The 16032-nt window shown below is 63.1% G+C and carries 13 protein-coding genes and 1 pseudogene; 9 read left to right on the top strand and 5 right to left on the bottom strand.

The window, feature by feature from the left end; translation table 11 throughout:
* Positions 1-18: 18 nt before the first annotated feature.
* The 4 genes from BPNPMPFG_RS29990 to BPNPMPFG_RS29975 all read right to left on the bottom strand — a co-directional run bounded on the left by BPNPMPFG_RS29990 (position 19) and on the right by BPNPMPFG_RS29975 (position 3785).
* Positions 19-804 (bottom strand): DeoR/GlpR family DNA-binding transcription regulator, encoded by a 786-nt coding sequence (locus BPNPMPFG_RS29990; RefSeq protein WP_258592173.1) that lies wholly within the window; start codon positions 802-804, stop codon positions 19-21.
* 97 nt (positions 805-901) lie between these two features.
* Positions 902-1540, bottom strand: a complete 639-nt coding sequence (locus BPNPMPFG_RS29985; protein ID WP_413776816.1) for a GntR family transcriptional regulator — start codon at positions 1538-1540, stop codon at positions 902-904.
* Between the two features lie 231 nt (positions 1541-1771).
* On the bottom strand, positions 1772-2353 hold the full coding sequence (locus BPNPMPFG_RS29980; protein WP_258592171.1) for a hypothetical protein: 582 nt from the start codon (positions 2351-2353) through the stop codon (positions 1772-1774).
* Between the two features lies 1 nt (position 2354).
* Complete coding sequence (locus BPNPMPFG_RS29975; RefSeq protein ID WP_258592170.1) at positions 2355-3785, bottom strand: DUF6880 family protein; 1431 nt, start codon at positions 3783-3785, stop codon at positions 2355-2357.
* A 12-nt stretch (positions 3786-3797) separates the two neighbouring features.
* Between BPNPMPFG_RS29975 and BPNPMPFG_RS29970 the strand changes: the two are divergent.
* A pseudogene (locus BPNPMPFG_RS29970) lies at positions 3798-3929 on the top strand (ABC transporter ATP-binding protein); the annotation flags it as partial.
* Between the two features lie 128 nt (positions 3930-4057).
* On the opposite strand, the gene tssH reads toward BPNPMPFG_RS29970, so the two are convergent.
* Complete coding sequence (gene tssH, locus BPNPMPFG_RS29965; protein ID WP_258592169.1) at positions 4058-6853, bottom strand: type VI secretion system ATPase TssH; 2796 nt, start codon at positions 6851-6853, stop codon at positions 4058-4060.
* Between the two features lie 333 nt (positions 6854-7186).
* On the opposite strand from tssH, the gene tssA reads away from it, so the two are divergent.
* From tssA to tagH, 8 genes are read left to right on the top strand one after another with little or no spacing between them, the layout of a single operon-like run.
* Positions 7187-8356: a type VI secretion system protein TssA gene (tssA, locus tag BPNPMPFG_RS29960; protein WP_258592168.1), complete on the top strand. Its 1170-nt coding sequence runs from the start codon at positions 7187-7189 to the stop codon at positions 8354-8356.
* A 5-nt stretch (positions 8357-8361) separates the two neighbouring features.
* Positions 8362-8901, top strand: a complete 540-nt coding sequence (tssB, locus tag BPNPMPFG_RS29955; protein WP_258592167.1) for a type VI secretion system contractile sheath small subunit — start codon at positions 8362-8364, stop codon at positions 8899-8901.
* 3 nt (positions 8902-8904) lie between these two features.
* Positions 8905-10407: a type VI secretion system contractile sheath large subunit gene (gene tssC, locus BPNPMPFG_RS29950; protein ID WP_258592166.1), complete on the top strand. Its 1503-nt coding sequence runs from the start codon at positions 8905-8907 to the stop codon at positions 10405-10407.
* A gap of 48 nt (positions 10408-10455) precedes the next feature.
* Complete coding sequence (locus tag BPNPMPFG_RS29945) at positions 10456-10917, top strand: Hcp family type VI secretion system effector (RefSeq protein WP_258592165.1); 462 nt, start codon at positions 10456-10458, stop codon at positions 10915-10917.
* Complete coding sequence (tssE, locus tag BPNPMPFG_RS29940) at positions 10904-11659, top strand: type VI secretion system baseplate subunit TssE (protein WP_258596981.1); 756 nt, start codon at positions 10904-10906, stop codon at positions 11657-11659. The genes BPNPMPFG_RS29945 and tssE overlap by 14 nt, the downstream gene beginning before the upstream one ends.
* Before the next feature lies 1 nt (position 11660).
* Positions 11661-13535 carry a type VI secretion system baseplate subunit TssF gene (gene tssF / locus BPNPMPFG_RS29935; protein ID WP_258592164.1) on the top strand — a complete coding sequence of 625 codons (1875 nt, stop codon included), beginning with the start codon at positions 11661-11663 and terminating at the stop codon, positions 13533-13535.
* On the top strand, positions 13499-14566 hold the full coding sequence (tssG, locus tag BPNPMPFG_RS29930; protein ID WP_258592163.1) for a type VI secretion system baseplate subunit TssG: 1068 nt from the start codon (positions 13499-13501) through the stop codon (positions 14564-14566). The genes tssF and tssG overlap by 37 nt, the downstream gene beginning before the upstream one ends.
* Entirely contained in the window at positions 14563-16032 is a 1470-nt protein-coding gene (gene tagH / locus BPNPMPFG_RS29925) for a type VI secretion system-associated FHA domain protein TagH (RefSeq protein WP_258592162.1), read from the top strand. The genes tssG and tagH overlap by 4 nt, the downstream gene beginning before the upstream one ends.

Below are 16032 nucleotides of genomic sequence, written 5' to 3'. Positions count from 1 at the left end.
ATGCCACAAAATATCACATCAGAGATGAATCAGGCTCGGCCCTTTGCGCGCTAGCGCTTCAGAAATGCCGGGTTCGGGCTTCGCATCGACAATCACACCGGCGGCGCGCTGGAAATTCGGAATCCTGAGTGGCGTCAGCTTGCCGAATTTGCTGCTGTCGAGCACGAAATAGGCCCTGCCGGCGAGCGCAATCATCCGTCCGCGCTGTTCGGCGCCGGCGCGCGTGAAATCCGTCACCTCGCCGTCGGGTGAGAGCGCGCCGCCGCCAAGGAAGGCGATGTCGACGCGAAAGCGCGACATTGCCTCAAGCATGTCGATGCCCGAAGCCGCTTCCTCGCCAGGGTCGATTTCGCCGCCCAGCATATGCACGCGCATGTCGGGCATGTGGCACAGGAGAAGCGCGATCTTCAGGCTCGCCGTACAGATCGTGAGATTGCGCAGTTCGGTCATGGCTTGCGCGACAGCCAGCGTGGTGGTGCCGGAATCGAGGAAAACCACCATTCCGTCCTTTACGAGACCAGCGGCCACCCTGCCGATCACCGCCTTGCCCACGGCATTTTCCTGGCTGCGCAGGCTCATCGCCGGTTCACTCGGTTCGAAACGAGCGGCGCCGCCATGCACGATGTCGAGTTGACCGCGGTCCGAGAGCAGCTTCAGGTCACGGCGGATGGTTTCGCGCGAGACATCGAAGAACCCGGCCAGTTCGGCAATGCTGACGGAACCCTGAGCGCCCACGCGCCGCAGGATCTCGTCGTGGCGACGCGGGGCAAGGGCACGCGCCGCCAGGCGGCTGTCGGGGGACATGGCGATCCTCGTGTCGAACGTTGATGTTGCAATATGTGGCAGTGAACGCGCGCAGAGGCAACCGCCATTGGAATCCCCGCCACGCTTTCAACTCGGTCTAGGATTTTCGCGACAGACCATCTCCCTCTATCGCGTTGACAAGCGTCTCGCTTCCTTCGCGAAGATGCTGCTTCAGAACGCTTACGGCCTTGTCACTGTTGCGCCGACGGCAGGCGGCCAGCAGGTCGCGGTGCTCGCTCTGCGAGCGGTTGCGGTAGTCCAGATTCGACAAGAGGATGCGGACGTAGCGATCGGCCGCATTGTGATGCGCCTCGATCAAGGCCAGCAATCGATGGTTGCCACAGGCATCGTAGAGAGCCAGATGAAAGGCCCGGTTCAGCGCGCCCCATCGGCCGACATCGCGCTCCGCGTCGATCTGGTCGAGCACTTGTTCCGCCTCATCGAGCTTCGCGCCGGCGAGGCTGGGCACGGAGAGCCGGAGCGCCTCGCTTTCGAGCAACTCGCGCAGGGCGTAGATTTCGCTGATCTCGCCGCTGTCCATCCCAGCGACATGCGCGCCCTTTGTCGGGTGGATCGTGACAATGCCCTCGGCTTCCAGTTGACGAAGGGCATCGCGAATGGGCATCCGGCTGAAGCCAAACTGCTCCGCCAGCTCATCCTGACGCAGTGGAGTGCCTGCTTTCAAGGTTCCGCTGGCTATGGCCTCGCGCAACACATTGGCGACCTGCTCCGCCACTGTCCGCGGCCCCTGCATCACGCTTTCCGCAAATCCTCGCAACCGATGCTCTCCCTCCACGCATCGCTCAGCCTAGCTGAAGACACCGTGTATGGATATAAGTATGCTCGTATACGCACTGTTTCGAGGCGGGAAGGTAACTTCCTTCGCCGTGCGCTTCACCTTGCTGCGCCCGATACGAAAATGACCGTCTAAGTGCCGTGGGGCGCGATTAACCAGGGTTGCTGGCCTTCAGCCGATCTGCGGCAGGTCAAGCGCGGAGCGTATCCGGCCGACGCCACGCTTGTAGAGCGTCGCGCTTTGGGCCGGGGCGAGCAGATCGGCATGCGGCGTGAAACCCTCGACGCGTTTGTTGAAGGCGATCTCGCCACAGCCGGGAACCAGGCAGTCGTGTTTTCCCTTCGGACATCGATTGAAGTCGCAGAGCCGACCCAGATAGTTGTCGCTACCGGATTCGATCAGAAAAACATCCAGTTGGTGATTGGCAACGCTGATCCCTGTTCCCCTCTCGAACGCGTCGCGCAGGGCAAGAGTGGCGGCGCGGCGCAGCTCGCCAAGTCGTTGCTGCGAGTCGAGCCACAGCGCCAGATCGAGATCGCTGCATTCATGCCAGACCTCGATCCCTGCGCGCCGGAAGTCGCTGAAGCGCGGCACCTCTTTCCAAAGCGGCTTCGCGACGGAGCCGATAACAGCCACCGCCGCCACCTCTTGAAAGCGCACCCAGGCATCGGTGACGACATCCGCCGCCGCGCGGAATTGCCGCTGGCGTTCCAGCATATAGCGGTTTTGCTCGTCGATCGCCGCGCGACGCATGTCAGGTCAACAGTTTCATGAAATTGCGCCTGCGGCCGAAGCGGGCCTTCACATCCGCCAGGTAAGCGGCATGTTCGGACGCGGTCCGCAGGCCGGCCATATGGCCGATCAAGACCGCCGCTTCCGCATAGGCGTCATTGCCGCCAAACTCGGCCAACCGGTTGACGCGTTCGGCGTAAATCGTCAGTGCTTCGCGCGGATGCGTGGCTTCGCTGGCCCGCGCGAGCCTTTCCTTAAGCCCATCGGAAGCACCATGTTCGCGCGTGTTCGCCCAGGCCAGGTCAAACCGCTTCTCCTCGATCAGGATGCTGATGAGCAGCTCGGCCGGATAATGCCACTTGGATGGCTTCTCACCCGCCAGTCTGGACTGGAGACGCGAGACTGCCCGATCGCGCGCTGCCGTGCCATCCGTCTTGCACAGCCGCCGATACAGTTCCAGGCTCGGCGCTTTCTCGAAGGCGCGCCACAGATGTGCTTCGGCATCCGCATCGCGACCGGCTGTGGTCAGCAGTTCGACGGCAAAGAAAACGAGCCGCTCTTCGGGCCGGTCGTCTTCGAATAGCCACAGACCGTCCTCCACCCAGCGCAAGGCTTCATCTGCGCGACCGTGCGAGGAGCAGAGTTTGGCGATTTGCAGATAGGCTTCCTGTGACGACAGATGCTTGGCGCGAAGCGCGATGCGCGCCTCGACGTCGCCGTCTCGTTCGGCGAAGAAGTCGAGGATTTCCCGCAGCCTGTAATGATCCCCGTTCAGTATGTGACCGGTCCGGCTCTTGCCAGCGGTTGCAGGCAACTCACCCCAGGCCTCCGTGGCGAGGCGACGGTATTCGGCCAATCCATCTTTGCCGAGCACATCGCTATAGCGCGCGGCCGCGCCACCGAAGGTGTCGTAGTCACCATTGATCTCGCGTTCGAAAAGGTCACGCGCCAGGGACACGGGTTTGCAAGGTGCCACCTTGGCAGCCTGCAGGTGGATTTCGCATGCCCGGTCGAGAAGCACGCTTGAGTGGCCGTCGGAATCGTCCAGTTCGTCGATGGCGACCTCAATCCGATCGATAGCCCGCATGGCGAGTCGCACAATGATGCCGGCATGCTTGTCTGAAACAGAGGCGATCACATCGAGCGCCTCCTCCACGCCTTGCGCCCAGTCGGGCGCCTCGCGATAATCCACGAAGCCATTCGTGGCGGTTGCACCATCGATCATCTTGCCGAGGCGCGCCTCAAGGGCCGCCTCATCGCCGTTCTGCGTGGACAGCGACGCCATTTCCAGCTTGCGCAACAAGATCGGGTCGCGTTCGGCACTGTTCATGATCATGTCGACGAGCGCTGCCTTGTCCTTCCCCTCCAGATGTTTGCGAATACGCGTGAAAGCATCGGCGCCTTGCGCGTCGCCATCGCCGCCTGCCGCATTTGCAGCCAGTGCCGTTGCCACCAGATGCTTGCAATGATCCTGCCCAAGGAGAAAGGCAGCGCGGCGCGGCTGATCGACGTCGACCTGGCCCGCCCCCGCGACCGCAGCGAAACCTACTTCGTGCGCTACCGCGAGGAGCTGCTGCGCGAATTCGGCTTGCATTGATGGAACCGTGGTGTCCGGCTTATCCATCGTGCCATCCACAAAACGCGAGATTTCGCGATGGAGATGTTTCGAGATGGATGACGCCGAAGCTCGGATGACGGCAATTGCCGATTTCAATTCGCCTGACGCTACTCGAAAGAATAGGTGAAGCCGTCCTTGGAGGCGCCGACGGTCACCTTGGTCATCTTTTCGCCCCCGAGCGACCGGTTCAGCACGCCGCGACTCAATTCCGGCAGCAGCGTGTTGGTCAGGATGGCATCGATCATCCGCCCGCCGGATTCGATTTCGGTGCAGCGGGCCTTGACCAGATCCATGACACCGTCGCCGATCACCAATTCCGCGTCGTTGGTTGCACGCAGCCGGCGAGCGATCTTGGCGAACTGGTGACGGGTGATCGCTTCGATCATCGAATCCGAAAGCGGATAGTAAGGAATGGTCACCACACGGCCGAGAAAGGCCGCGGGGAAGACCTTCAGCAACGGGCTGCGCAAGGCGGTGTCCAGATCGTCGAGCCCTGCCCGCAGCGTGCCGTTCCTGGTCCGCTCCATGATCACCTCCGAGCCGACATTCGAGGTGAGCAGGATCAGCGTGTTCTTGAAATCGATGCGCCGGCCCTCACTGTCGTCCATCATGCCCTTGTCGAAAACCTGGAAAAAGATTTCGTGCACGTCCGGATGCGCCTTCTCGACCTCGTCGAGCAGGATCACCGAATAGGGTTTGCGGCGGACCGCCTCGGTCAGGATGCCGCCCTTGCCGTAGCCGACATATCCGGGCGGAGCGCCCTTCAAGGTCGAGACGGTATGGGCCTCTTGGAACTCGGACATGTTGATCGAGATCAGGTTCTGCTCGCCACCGTAGAGCGTCTCTGCCAGCGCCAATGCGGTTTCGGTCTTGCCCACACCAGAGGGGCCGCAAAGCAGGAACACGCCCACCGGCTTTTCCGGCGCACCGAGCCCGGCGCGGCTGGTCTGCACACGCTTGGCGATCATCTCCATGGCGTGATCCTGGCCGACCACGCGTTCGGACAGGGTCGCGGCAAGCCGCAGCGCCTTTTCAGTCTGGCTCGACAGCATCCGCCCCGTCGGGATTCCCGTCCAGTCCTGAACGACCGCCGCGACGGCGTTGCGGTCGACCGACGGCAGGATCAGCGGCGTTTCGCCTTGCGCCTCGGCCAGTTCTGCCATCAGCTCGCGCAGCCGGGCGAGATCGGCGGCCGGATCGGGTGGAGGAGCATTGGCAGCCGCCGGTGTCCCCACGTTGGTCTTGGCTGCTTTGGTCTTGGCGGTTTTGGTTTTGGGCGTTTCGGTCTTGGGCAGCTCAGTCTCTACTGCGTCCGCGCCTGCCGTCTCGGTGCTGGTCTCCGGCGTCTCCACCGCATCGAGCGGCACGCCTTCGCCGCGCAGCCGGGCACGCAATTCGAGTATCTCGGCAACCAGGGCTTTTTCCCGATCCCAACGTTGTTGCGCCGCGGCCAGCGTAACCTCGGTTTCGGCAAGTCCGCTGTCGACCCGTGCCTGGCGCTCGGTGACCTCGATGCCGATTGCCGCCTCGCGACCGATGATGCCGTGCTCGACCTCCAGCGCCTGGCGGCGACGCATGATGTCTTCGACCTCGGCCGGCGTGGCGTACTGCGATATGGCGACGCGGGCGCACGCGGTGTCGAGAAGGCTTACCGCCTTGTCGGGCAGTTGGCGGGCCGGGATGTAGCGATGCGACAGGCCGACCGCGGCCTCGATCGCCTCATCCAGTATCTGCACCTTGTGGTGCTGCTCCAGGACGCCGGCCACGCCGCGCAACATGAGAACGGCCACCGCCTCCGACGGCTCGTCGATCTTTACCACCTGGAATCGGCGGGTCAGCGCGGGGTCTTTCTCGATGTGCTGCTTGTATTCGGCCCAGGTCGTTGCCGCGATGGTGCGGAGTTCGCCGCGCGCCAGTGCCGGTTTCAGGAGGTTGGCGGCATCGCCGGTTCCCGCCGCGCCGCCAGCGCCGATCAAGGTGTGGGCTTCGTCAATGAACAGGATGACCGGCGTTTCGGACGATTGAACCTCGTCGATGACGGCCTTCAGCCGTTTTTCGAATTCGCCCTTGACGCTTGCACCCGCCTGCATCAATCCGACATCGAGCATGCGCACGCTCACGCCTTGCAAGGTGGGCGGCACATCGTCCTGGGCGATACGCAAGGCAAAGCCCTCGACGACCGCTGTCTTGCCGACCCCGGCCTCACCGGTCAGGATCGGGTTGTTTTGCCGGCGGCGCATCAGGATATCGACGATCTGCCTGATTTCCGGATCACGGCCGACGACCGGATCGATCTTGCCGTCGCGGGCGCGCTGGGTCAGGTCGGTGGCGTATTTCGCCAGCGCCGAATCCCCGCCCGGACCCCGCTTCGGCGTTTCGGCTGCCGGAACCGCGATGGCTGCGCCGGCTTCGAGCGAACCTTCCATGACATCGGCGAACCGCGCGATGACCGCGGCGGCGTCGATCTTGTCAAACTCGCCGCTGATCTTCGACAGCAGGCCTTCCAGCACCGGCGTCCTCAGGCAGGCGAGAAGAATATGTGCGCTGCGGACTTCCTCGACGCCGAACTCGAGCGCTGCCAGGTTCCAGGCTTCCTGGATGGCATGGAAGATATGGTCGGAAAATTCCTCGATCGACGTTGCGCCATAAGGCAGCTTGTCGACGGCGCGGGTCATATCGCCCGTGAGCCGGCTCGCCTCCACTCCCGCATCGGCGATTATCATTTGCACATCCGAGCGATCGGAAAGCACCAGTTGCTCGATGAAGTGGACGAGTTCGACGTAAGGATTGCCGCGCAGTTTGGCGGTGTCGGCCGCGGCCTTGAAGGCACGGACACCGACAGGGTTGAGCTTACCGACCAGTTCCTTGCGCTTGAAGCTCTGCGACGACCGGCGCTGTTCCATCGAACGTGCTCCTGCAATCTGCCAGCCGATAACCTGCCACATAAGCCGTCACTTGACAAAGCGTGTGATGGACGGGGCTCAATGCCCGGTTCAGCCGGCTTCTTGCGTTTGTCCAAAGTCCTGTACCACCCGGCTGCAAACAACCACGGAATTGCGCCCTATGCGATGCATTTCACATACAGGGTCCGGCAATCACGCCACGGATTTCGGCACTAGGGGGCGGTTGCGTTTAGCTTCTGTTAATTTTGAGCAGTCCTTGAATTGTAGTGAGGTGCAACGGTGTGGTAACGTTGGGTCACGCACGGTTTTGAGGGCCGCTCGCTGGGGGTTGGTGTGATTGATGTCGCACTCTGGCTTACTCCGCTCGACGGTGAAAATCCGTCCGGGGAGGATTTGCGCAACAACCCGGCTTTCCATGAGCTGGAGCGCCTGACCGAACCCCAGATCAAGGTCCTCCACGACGGCCACAACAAGGCTACCGCGCAAAGCACCATTCCGGTCGACTGGCCCGTGGTGCTGGCAAAGGCAGAGGAATTGCGCGCGCATGGCCGGGACCTGCGGCTTCTCGTCATCGTGACGCGCGCGCTGGCCAATGAAGAAGGACTGGCCGGGCTCGCGCAGGGCCTGACCCTCATTGCGCGGACATTCGATCAGCATTGGGAGACCATGCATCCGGCACTGCGGCCCAACGCTTCGCCACGCGATGCCGCCTTGCGCCGCATCAACGCGCTGCTTGACCTCCAGAATGGCCAGGACGGGTTGCTGGCGAACCTGCGGCAAATGACGTTCTTTGCGCCGCGCTCGATCGGCCCGATTCAGGGCAAGGATCTAGAAAAGGGTGCGCTCGACGACCGTGTCATGCTCCTGGAAGCCGCCTCGGGGTTGAATGCCGCGGAAAAGGCCGCACTGGTCAGTGCGCACACGCAGCTCTTGAACCGGGTGCGTGCCGGATGCGCGGCACAGATAGATCAAGCCAACGCCGAGATGGTCTTGCTCATCGCCGACGTCCAGGCAGCGATCGCGGCCCTCGATGCGGTCGAGACCGCCCTCAACGCTCGTCTCGAGGGCGGCGGCGCTCCCGTTCCGGACTTAAAGCGGTTTCTGCAGCGTTTGCTGACGACCCTCGAGCGGAATTCGGCAGCCGGCGGTGTGGCGAATGGCGCAGCCAAGCCGCCCACGCCGGCGCCGGCAGAACCGGCAACGCCTGCTCGAAACGGTCATGGAGCCGATACGATGGCAAGCTACACGGACTCGAGCACGGGGCTTCCCGACCGGATTTCCTCGCGCGACGACGTTGTGAAATGCCTCGACCTCGTCGTCGCCTTCTATGACCGCACCGAACCGTCGAGCCCCATCCCGCACCTGGCTCGGCGTGTGCGCCGGATGGTGCATATGGATTTCGTTGAACTGATGGAAGATCTCGCCCCGTCGGGGCTGAAGGAATTCCGGCTCCTTGCCGGCGTTCCCGATGTCAAGAAGACGGCTCAGAAGGATGAAAGGTAACAACCATGCCAGCCGAAAGCAAAGCGAAGGTCATCGAACGAAATCGCGCGCCGCGGGTGCAGATCGCCTACGACGTGGAAACCTACGGCAGCCCGACGACGATCGAACTGCCTTTTGTGATGGGCGTGATGGCCGACCTTTCCGGCGCTTCGCAAACCAGGGAAGCGTCAAAGTCGGTGCTGGACCGCTCCTTTGTCGAGACCGACGCGAACCGCTTCCCCAAGTTCATGGAGGCGCTCGGGCCCCGCGTCAAAGCCCGGGTGAAGAACACGCTGCCGCAGGCCGAAGGCCAGGAGCGCGACGAGGAACTGGCGCTCGATCTCACCTTCACCAAAATGGGTGATTTCGCCCCCGACAAGATCGCCGAGCAAGTTCCGCAACTGGCCGAGATCCTCAAGATGCGTCGTCAGCTCGAGGAATTGCTGGGCTTCATGGATGGCCGCGTCGACGCCGAAAAGCGCATTGCGCAGCTTCTGAACAACGAACCGCTGCTTGGCAAGATCGCCAACCAGGCGCTGGCCGACGACGACAAGGCGGGAGAATAGATCATGGCTGAACAGCAAAAGACCGCCGCCGTCGCAGAGGCCGAAGCCATCGATCTTGGGGAATTCAGCGGACTTCTCGAAAAGGATTTCAAGGTCAAGAAGGACGACAGCGAGAAGCTGCAGCAACTCGTGCGCAATCTCGCACTAGCGGCGCAGTCCCGTTCCGACACCACGACCATCTCGTCCAATGCGATCAAGTCGATCAAGTCGCTGATAGCAGGCATCGACAAGATGCTGACGACACAGGTCAACGAGATCCTGCACGCGCCGGAAGTGCGTGAAATGGAAGGCACATGGCGCGGCCTCTGGTATCTCGTCAACAACACCGAGACGGATCAGAAGCTGAAGATCCGGGTGATGAACATCTCCAAGGAGCAGCTGGGCGACACACTCGAAGACTATGAAGGCCAGATGTGGGATCAGAGCCCGATCTTCAAGAAAGTCTATACGGACGAGTATTCGATGCTTGGCGGCGAGCCGATCGGCTGCGTGATCGGCGCCTACGAATTCTCCAACCACCCGCGCGACGTCGGCCTGCTGCGCAACATCTCCGGCATCTGCGCCTCGGCGCACACGCCGTTCATCGCGGCTGCCTCACCGCGCCTGTTCCGCATGGACAGCTGGCAGGAATTGCCGAACCCGCAAGACCTGCAGCAGATCGTCTCCAACCCGGCCTATGCCTCGTGGCAGTCGTTGCGCGAGAGTGAGGACGCTCGCTACATCGGCCTGACCATGCCCCGCGTCCTGGCCCGTCTGCCCTATGGCACGGATACCGTTCCGGTGAAGGGCTTCACCTTCGAGGAAGAGGTGCAGGGCGACCACAACAAATATGTCTGGATGAATGCCGCCTTCCCGATGGGCGTCAACATCAACCGCAGCCACAAGCTGTTCGGCTGGGGCACGCAGATCCGTGGCGTCGAGAACGGCGGCACGGTGCTGAACCTGCCTGTGCACAGCTTCCCGACCGACGACGGGTCCATCGCGATGAAATGCCCGACGGAAGTCGCCATCGACGACCGGCGCGAGGCGGAACTCGCCAAGCTTGGCTTGATGCCGATCCTGCACCGGAAGAATACCGATCTCGCCGCCTTCATCGGCGCCCATTCGCTGCAGGACGATGAAACGCGCGCCGGCCGGCTGGTCGACCCCGACGCGCAGTCGAATGAGCGGCTGAGCGCCAACCTGCCCTACCTGTTCCCGGTCTCACGCTTTGCGCACTACCTCAAGGCCATCGCGCGCGACAAGGTCGGCTCGTTCAAGGAGCGCTCCGACATGCAGATCTGGTTGACCGAGTGGATCAACCGCTACGTGCTGGCCAACCCGGCCTTTGCCGACGACAAGGCGCGCGCCAAGCGCCCGCTTGCCGCAGCCGAGGTCCAGGTGGACAGCGTGGAGGGGCGGCCCGGCTATTACAATGCCCGCTTCTATCTGCGCCCGCATTACCAGCTGGAGGGCATCAATGCCTCGCTCCGACTGGTGTCGGAACTACCGTCCGTGAAGACTTGATTTGCAGCAAACAACATCCTGTTTTTTTGAAAGCGGTGGAGAGAGAACATGCCTACAACCATGAAAATTGATGGCTTTCTGAAGGTTCCCGATATTAAAGGCCCCAGCACCCGCGACGGCCACTCGGACGAGATTGAAATCCATGGCGTCGACTACAAGATGGTCGCACCTTATGATCCGAATTCGCTCTCACGCCGTGGCCGCGTGTCCATGGGCATGATCAAGTTCACCAAACACTACGACAAATCCTCGCCCTACCTGGCAAAGGCGTTGTTCGAGAACAAGGCCCTCAATGAGGTGGTGTTTTCGGCACGGCGGACCATCGATGGCGCAAGCAAGGATTACCTGGTCGTTACCCTCACCGACGCCTCGATCATGGAATACGACATGTCGCAGGCCGAGGACGAGGAAGACCTGATCCAGGAAGAGGTCAGCTTCGCCTACAAGAAGATCAAGTTCGTCTATGACGGCAACGATGAAGCCGAAATGGATGTCTATGTCGGCAAGTGAGGTTCGGCGACCCGGCGCGGGCAAGCAGCAGATCACGGGCAGCTTGCGGGCAAAAAGCGAGGCCGTCCAGCCGTCACTTTGGGATCGCCTCGTCAATGACCTGCCGGGCCTGACCTCGGAGATAGACGGGCTGCGCCATGCCCTGCTCGACGAGCTTGGCGCGGACCGTCTCGATACGCTCGCTGCCGGCAACGCGCGGGCCATCGACGCCGATGCGGAACTGACACCCGATCAGAAACGCCGTCTGCATCGATTGGCCTTTCAGACCCAGCACCGCGTCGAGATTGAAAGCCGTGGCGTGGTGGTGTCGGCTCGTGTCCTCAGGGAAGCGGTGCGGCGCGACATCGAGGCGCTCTTCAACACCGAGCGCTTCGAGGCCACACCGCTTCTTTCCGATCTGGAAAATGAACAGATGTGGGACAACCCGCCGTCGCTCGCCGATTTTCCGGAGGTGCGCCGAAGCGTGGTCAATTACGGCGTGCCTTCCTTTTCGGGCCGGTCGTCGCGCGACTTTGACCGCGACGTGCTGGCGCGCGAAATCCGGTCGGTGCTCGCAACCTTCGAGCCCCGCCTCAAGGAAAGCGCAACCAAGGTTACCGTCACCCTGGGCGACAAGACCGTGGGCCTGAAGATCGAGATAGACGCTGTGCTGATCATGACGCCGACGCCGGAACGCATGCGCCTGCGCACCACGATCAATCTCGATAACGGCTTGGCGCGGACGGAAATTAGGGACGCCTGAGATGGATCGGGTCTTCGTCGAATATTACGAGGAGGAACTGACCCATATCCGTGGCCTTGCGGCGGAATTCGCCGACATGCATCCGGCGGTGGCGCGCAACCTGTCGCTCGACACGGTCCCGTGTCCGGACCCGTATGTCGAGCGGCTTCTGGACGGCGTCGCCTTCCTCGCCGCGCGCACCCGGCTGAAGGTCGACGCCGAGCGCTCGCGATTTTCACGCAGTGTGCTCGATGTTCTTTATCCCGATCTGGTCACTCCGGCGCCGGCAACGGCGATGGTGGTGCTGAAACCCGGCCAGCAGGTCCAGACCATGCTCGCCGGCCATGTCGTCAAGCGCAACACGCGGCTGGTTTCGAGCCTGCAGCCCGGCCTGTCGACGCGCTGCACTTTCTCCACCGCTCAGGAAATGACCCTGTGGCCGGTAGCGATCACGTCCGTCAGCTATTTTCAGGATCGCAGCGCGCTGGCGGCCGCGGGCATAGGGCCGGTCGGCGGCGTCCGCGGCGAGGCGGCGCTCCGCATCACGCTGGCCCGGACTGGAAAAGGCAAGCTCGACGAATTGGCGCTCGACCGACTCGACCTCTATTTTACCGGACGCACCAAGGCCCCGCTTCTGTTCGACGCGATTTTCGGCGCCTGCACGGCTGCAGGCGCACGACCGGAAGGCAAGGCCAACCCGTTGTCACCCTTGCCGGCACCCGAAATGGTCGGCATCAGCGACGACGAAGCCTTGATGCCGCGCACGCGCCCGACATTCGAAGGATACCGCCTGCTGCGCGAATACTTCATGATGCCCGAGCGCTTCCACTATGTACGGGTTTGCGGGCTGCAGCCTGTCGTGCGCGGATGCGGCGCCGGGCTCGAGATCATCTTCCTGTTCAGACGTCCGGCGCCAGAGCTGGCCGATCTGACGCCGGCGGACTTCGAACTTTTCGCGACGCCGATCATCAATCTGTTCGAACGGGAGTGCAACGTCGTCGAGGTCGATGCGCGCAAGACGCGGCAGGTGCTGCATGCGGACCGGACGCGGGCGCGCGACTTCGAAATCTATCGGGTCATCCGTGTCGAGGACGCCGACACCGAGGGCAGCGACGCCGAAATTCCCGAGCTCTTCAGCCTGGGTCAGAATCGCGGCAGCGGCTGGGTCTATTCGACGGAGCGGCGCCCTCGCCGCGCGACGGAAGAGGAGCGGCGCGACGGCCTGACCCGCACGTCATACACAGGGGACGACGTTTTCCTGGCCATATCCCGGCCGCTCGCAAGTCCGGCGAACCGGCCGCTGAAGCGTCTCGACGTCATGGCACTTTGCACCAATCGCGATCTGCCGATCCTCGATGACAGTCCGACATTGACGCTGGAGGCCGGCGACCCGGTCGAAACCGTCAGGCTTCTCGGCGCGCTGCGTCCGCCGCAACCGGCTATCCCCGCGGCACTGCCCACCGGGGCCGACGGTGAATCGCGGGCCGACGATCTTGCCTGGCGGCTGGTGGCGCAGCTCGCGCTCAACTTTCTCAGCCTTGCCAAGGAAGGCCGCGGCATCGACCCCCTGCATGCGCTGCTCGACCTCTATGCCGACCGCGGCGATCCGGGCCTTGCCCGCAATGTGCATTCGATCGTGCGTATCGACACGCAGCCTGTCATCGAACGGCTGCAGATCGATGGGCCGATGTGCTTCGGACGCGGCACAGAAGTGACGTTGCACGTTGATCAATCGGTCCTGGCCGGCCAAAGTACCTTGCTGCTTTCGGCCTTGCTGGCGCGGCTATTTGCCCGTTATGCCGGAATAAACGGCTTCGTGCGAACCCGCACGCGGCTGCTGCAGAAGCAGGAGGATGTGCCATGGCCGATGACGCCCGGCAATCGCTACCTGATCTAGACAAGCCCAGCCGGAAACCGGCCGAAGGTCTGTCTGAAGCGTTCGACTTTTTTGAACTGCTGCGCCGTCTCGAACAGCGGGGCGGTCGGTTTGGCCATTCCGGCCGCCCCGACCGTGAGCCGGCGCGGCTCGGCCAGCATGTGCGCCTCGCCTTTTCCGCGCGGGACCTGGTTCAATTCCGCGAAGCCAGCGACGAGGCGCCGGCCCGGGTCACGGTTGCAAATCTCGGCCTGTTGGGACCCGAGGGTCCAATGCCGCTGCATCTGACGCGCTGGGTGCTGGACCGCCTGTCGCAGCGCTGGTTCGCCGGCACCGACGCACAGCTGACCAGCGATACGACGTTCGTGGACTTCGTCAACATTCTGCAGCACCGCATGATCGCCCTCTACTACAGGGCCTGGGCGGATGCGCATCCGGCGGTACAGGTCGAGCGCGCGGTCGGCGGCCGCGTTCGCGCCATGCTCGAAGCCATGGCCGGGATCGGACTTCCCGGCACCCAGAACACCGATCTCGATACGGTGAAGCTTCGCCAGGCGGCTTCGCTCGCCAGCCAGGTCGACGGCCCGGAACGGCTGACGCTGTTCCTGGCGGAAGCATTCAAGGTACCGGTTCAGATCAAGGAGTTCATCGCAGCCTGGATAACCATACCGACGGGGCTCCAGACCCGCCTTGCAAAGGCCTATGCAGGGCTCGGCCGGGGGGCGACGGTCGGCCCGCGCGTCTTCAACCGCCAAAGCAGGATCGAACTGCGTGTCGGCCCGCTGGGATACGAAGACTTCAACGCGTTCCTGCCTGGCGGCCAGCGGCTCAAGCTATTCAAGAAGGCCGTTCGCGACATGGTCGGGGAATCGCTCGACGTCGATCTGCGCATCGTGCTGGCGCGTGAAGCAGTGCCGCCGCCCCGTATTGGAGCGGTACAGCTCGGCCGGACCGCCTGGCTTGCGCGGCCCGCTGAAAGGGGCGATGCTGACGACATGCGGCTGCGGACAATCGTCGGATGGCGGCCGGAAATGGCGGAGGTCGCGGCATGAGTCTGCTGCTGACGCTGGAGCAAGGGCCACGTACCCAGGCGGTACGGCAGACCCGGCTGGACGAGGGCGAGCTGGTGATCGGCCGCAGCGCTGACGCGGGCTGGCGGATCGACGATCCCGACATGTTCATTTCGCGAGCTCATTGCAAGATCTCTGGCGGGCGCGATGGATATTTCGTCACCGACACGTCAAGCAGCGGATTGTTCATAAACGACTCCGACAGCCCGCTCGGTGCCGGCAAATCGACGCGCCTTCAAAGCGGCATGCGGCTGAGACTGGGCGACTACATCGTCCATGTCGACCTGCAAATGCCAACCGCTCAAGCACCCGCGGCCGGCCAGCCGGCTCCGGAACGCCTGCCGCCGGCATCTCGGGTGCCGGTGAGCATCGGCCGAGACGACTTCTTTTCCGCCAAGGTCGAAGAAGAGCCGCGACGGCCACGTCCGGCCGATCTGCCGAACCCGTTCGAGCAGCCGGTTGCTGGAGCGTTCGAGCGCGCCACCTCCAGCCAGCGCAGCTCGCCTGCTTTCGATGACCCGTTCAGCCTCGATCCGGTTTCAACGCCTGTGTCGAAAAATGCCGCCGCTTATCCCGAACCGGGCGGCGCGGCGAGCCATGCGGACCCATTCAGCCTCGACGCGGTGCCGTCCTCCAGCCGCGGAGCCGAACAGGCTGCTGGAAAGCCGTCCGATTTCAATGATGATTTTGGCTTCGGGCCGGCCGCGGCACCCAGTTCGACAAACGGCGCCGGCTCGACCGGACAGCGCGAGCGCGTTGCCCAACGACCACAATCCGCCAATCCCTGGGATTTGCCCGTGCAACCGGCGGATGCCCCTCCCCCACGTGTGGGCGTTGCTCCCAAACCCGCCCGCCTGCCGGCGGCGGCGCAGATGGGGGACATGGCGCTTCGCTCCGCATTCCTGCGCGGCATGGGCGTCGAGGAGGCCGATTTCCCCGGGCGCGACAGCATCGCGGAAATGGAGAAGTTTGGCCGCGAATATCGGCTGATGATGGAAGGCCTGATGCAGCTTCTGCGCAAGCGGGCCGAGGAAAAGGGGAACGCTCGCGTCGCCCAGACCATGGTCGGGGCCTCCGAAGTCAATCCGCTCAAGTTTCTGCCGACGGTCGACGACGCCATCGTGACGCTTATCGCCGAGCGCAGCCCCGGATTTCTCGCCGGCGAAGCGGCAATCGCCGACGCGGTTCGCGATCTCGCGCAACATCACGTGCGCGCCTGGCGAGGCATACAGGCCGCTTTACGGCGGATGATTGACCGTTTTGACCCGGCAGCGATCGAGGAAGAGCTGAAATCGAATTCAGCGATCGGCACCCTGCTTTCGGGCGGGCGCGGCGCCAAACTGTGGGAGCTTTACCAGAAACGCCATCGTGAAATCGCCGAGAGCGCGGAAAAGAGCTTCCTTGGCGAAATCGGCACTGATTTTCGAGATGCATATGAGGAGGAGTGA

It is taken from the genome of Mesorhizobium sp. AR07 (assembly GCF_024746815.1).
Lineage (GTDB): Bacteria > Pseudomonadota > Alphaproteobacteria > Rhizobiales > Rhizobiaceae > Mesorhizobium.
Note: the sequence above shows the minus strand (reverse complement) of the source record. Positions and strands in the feature narration are given on the sequence as shown.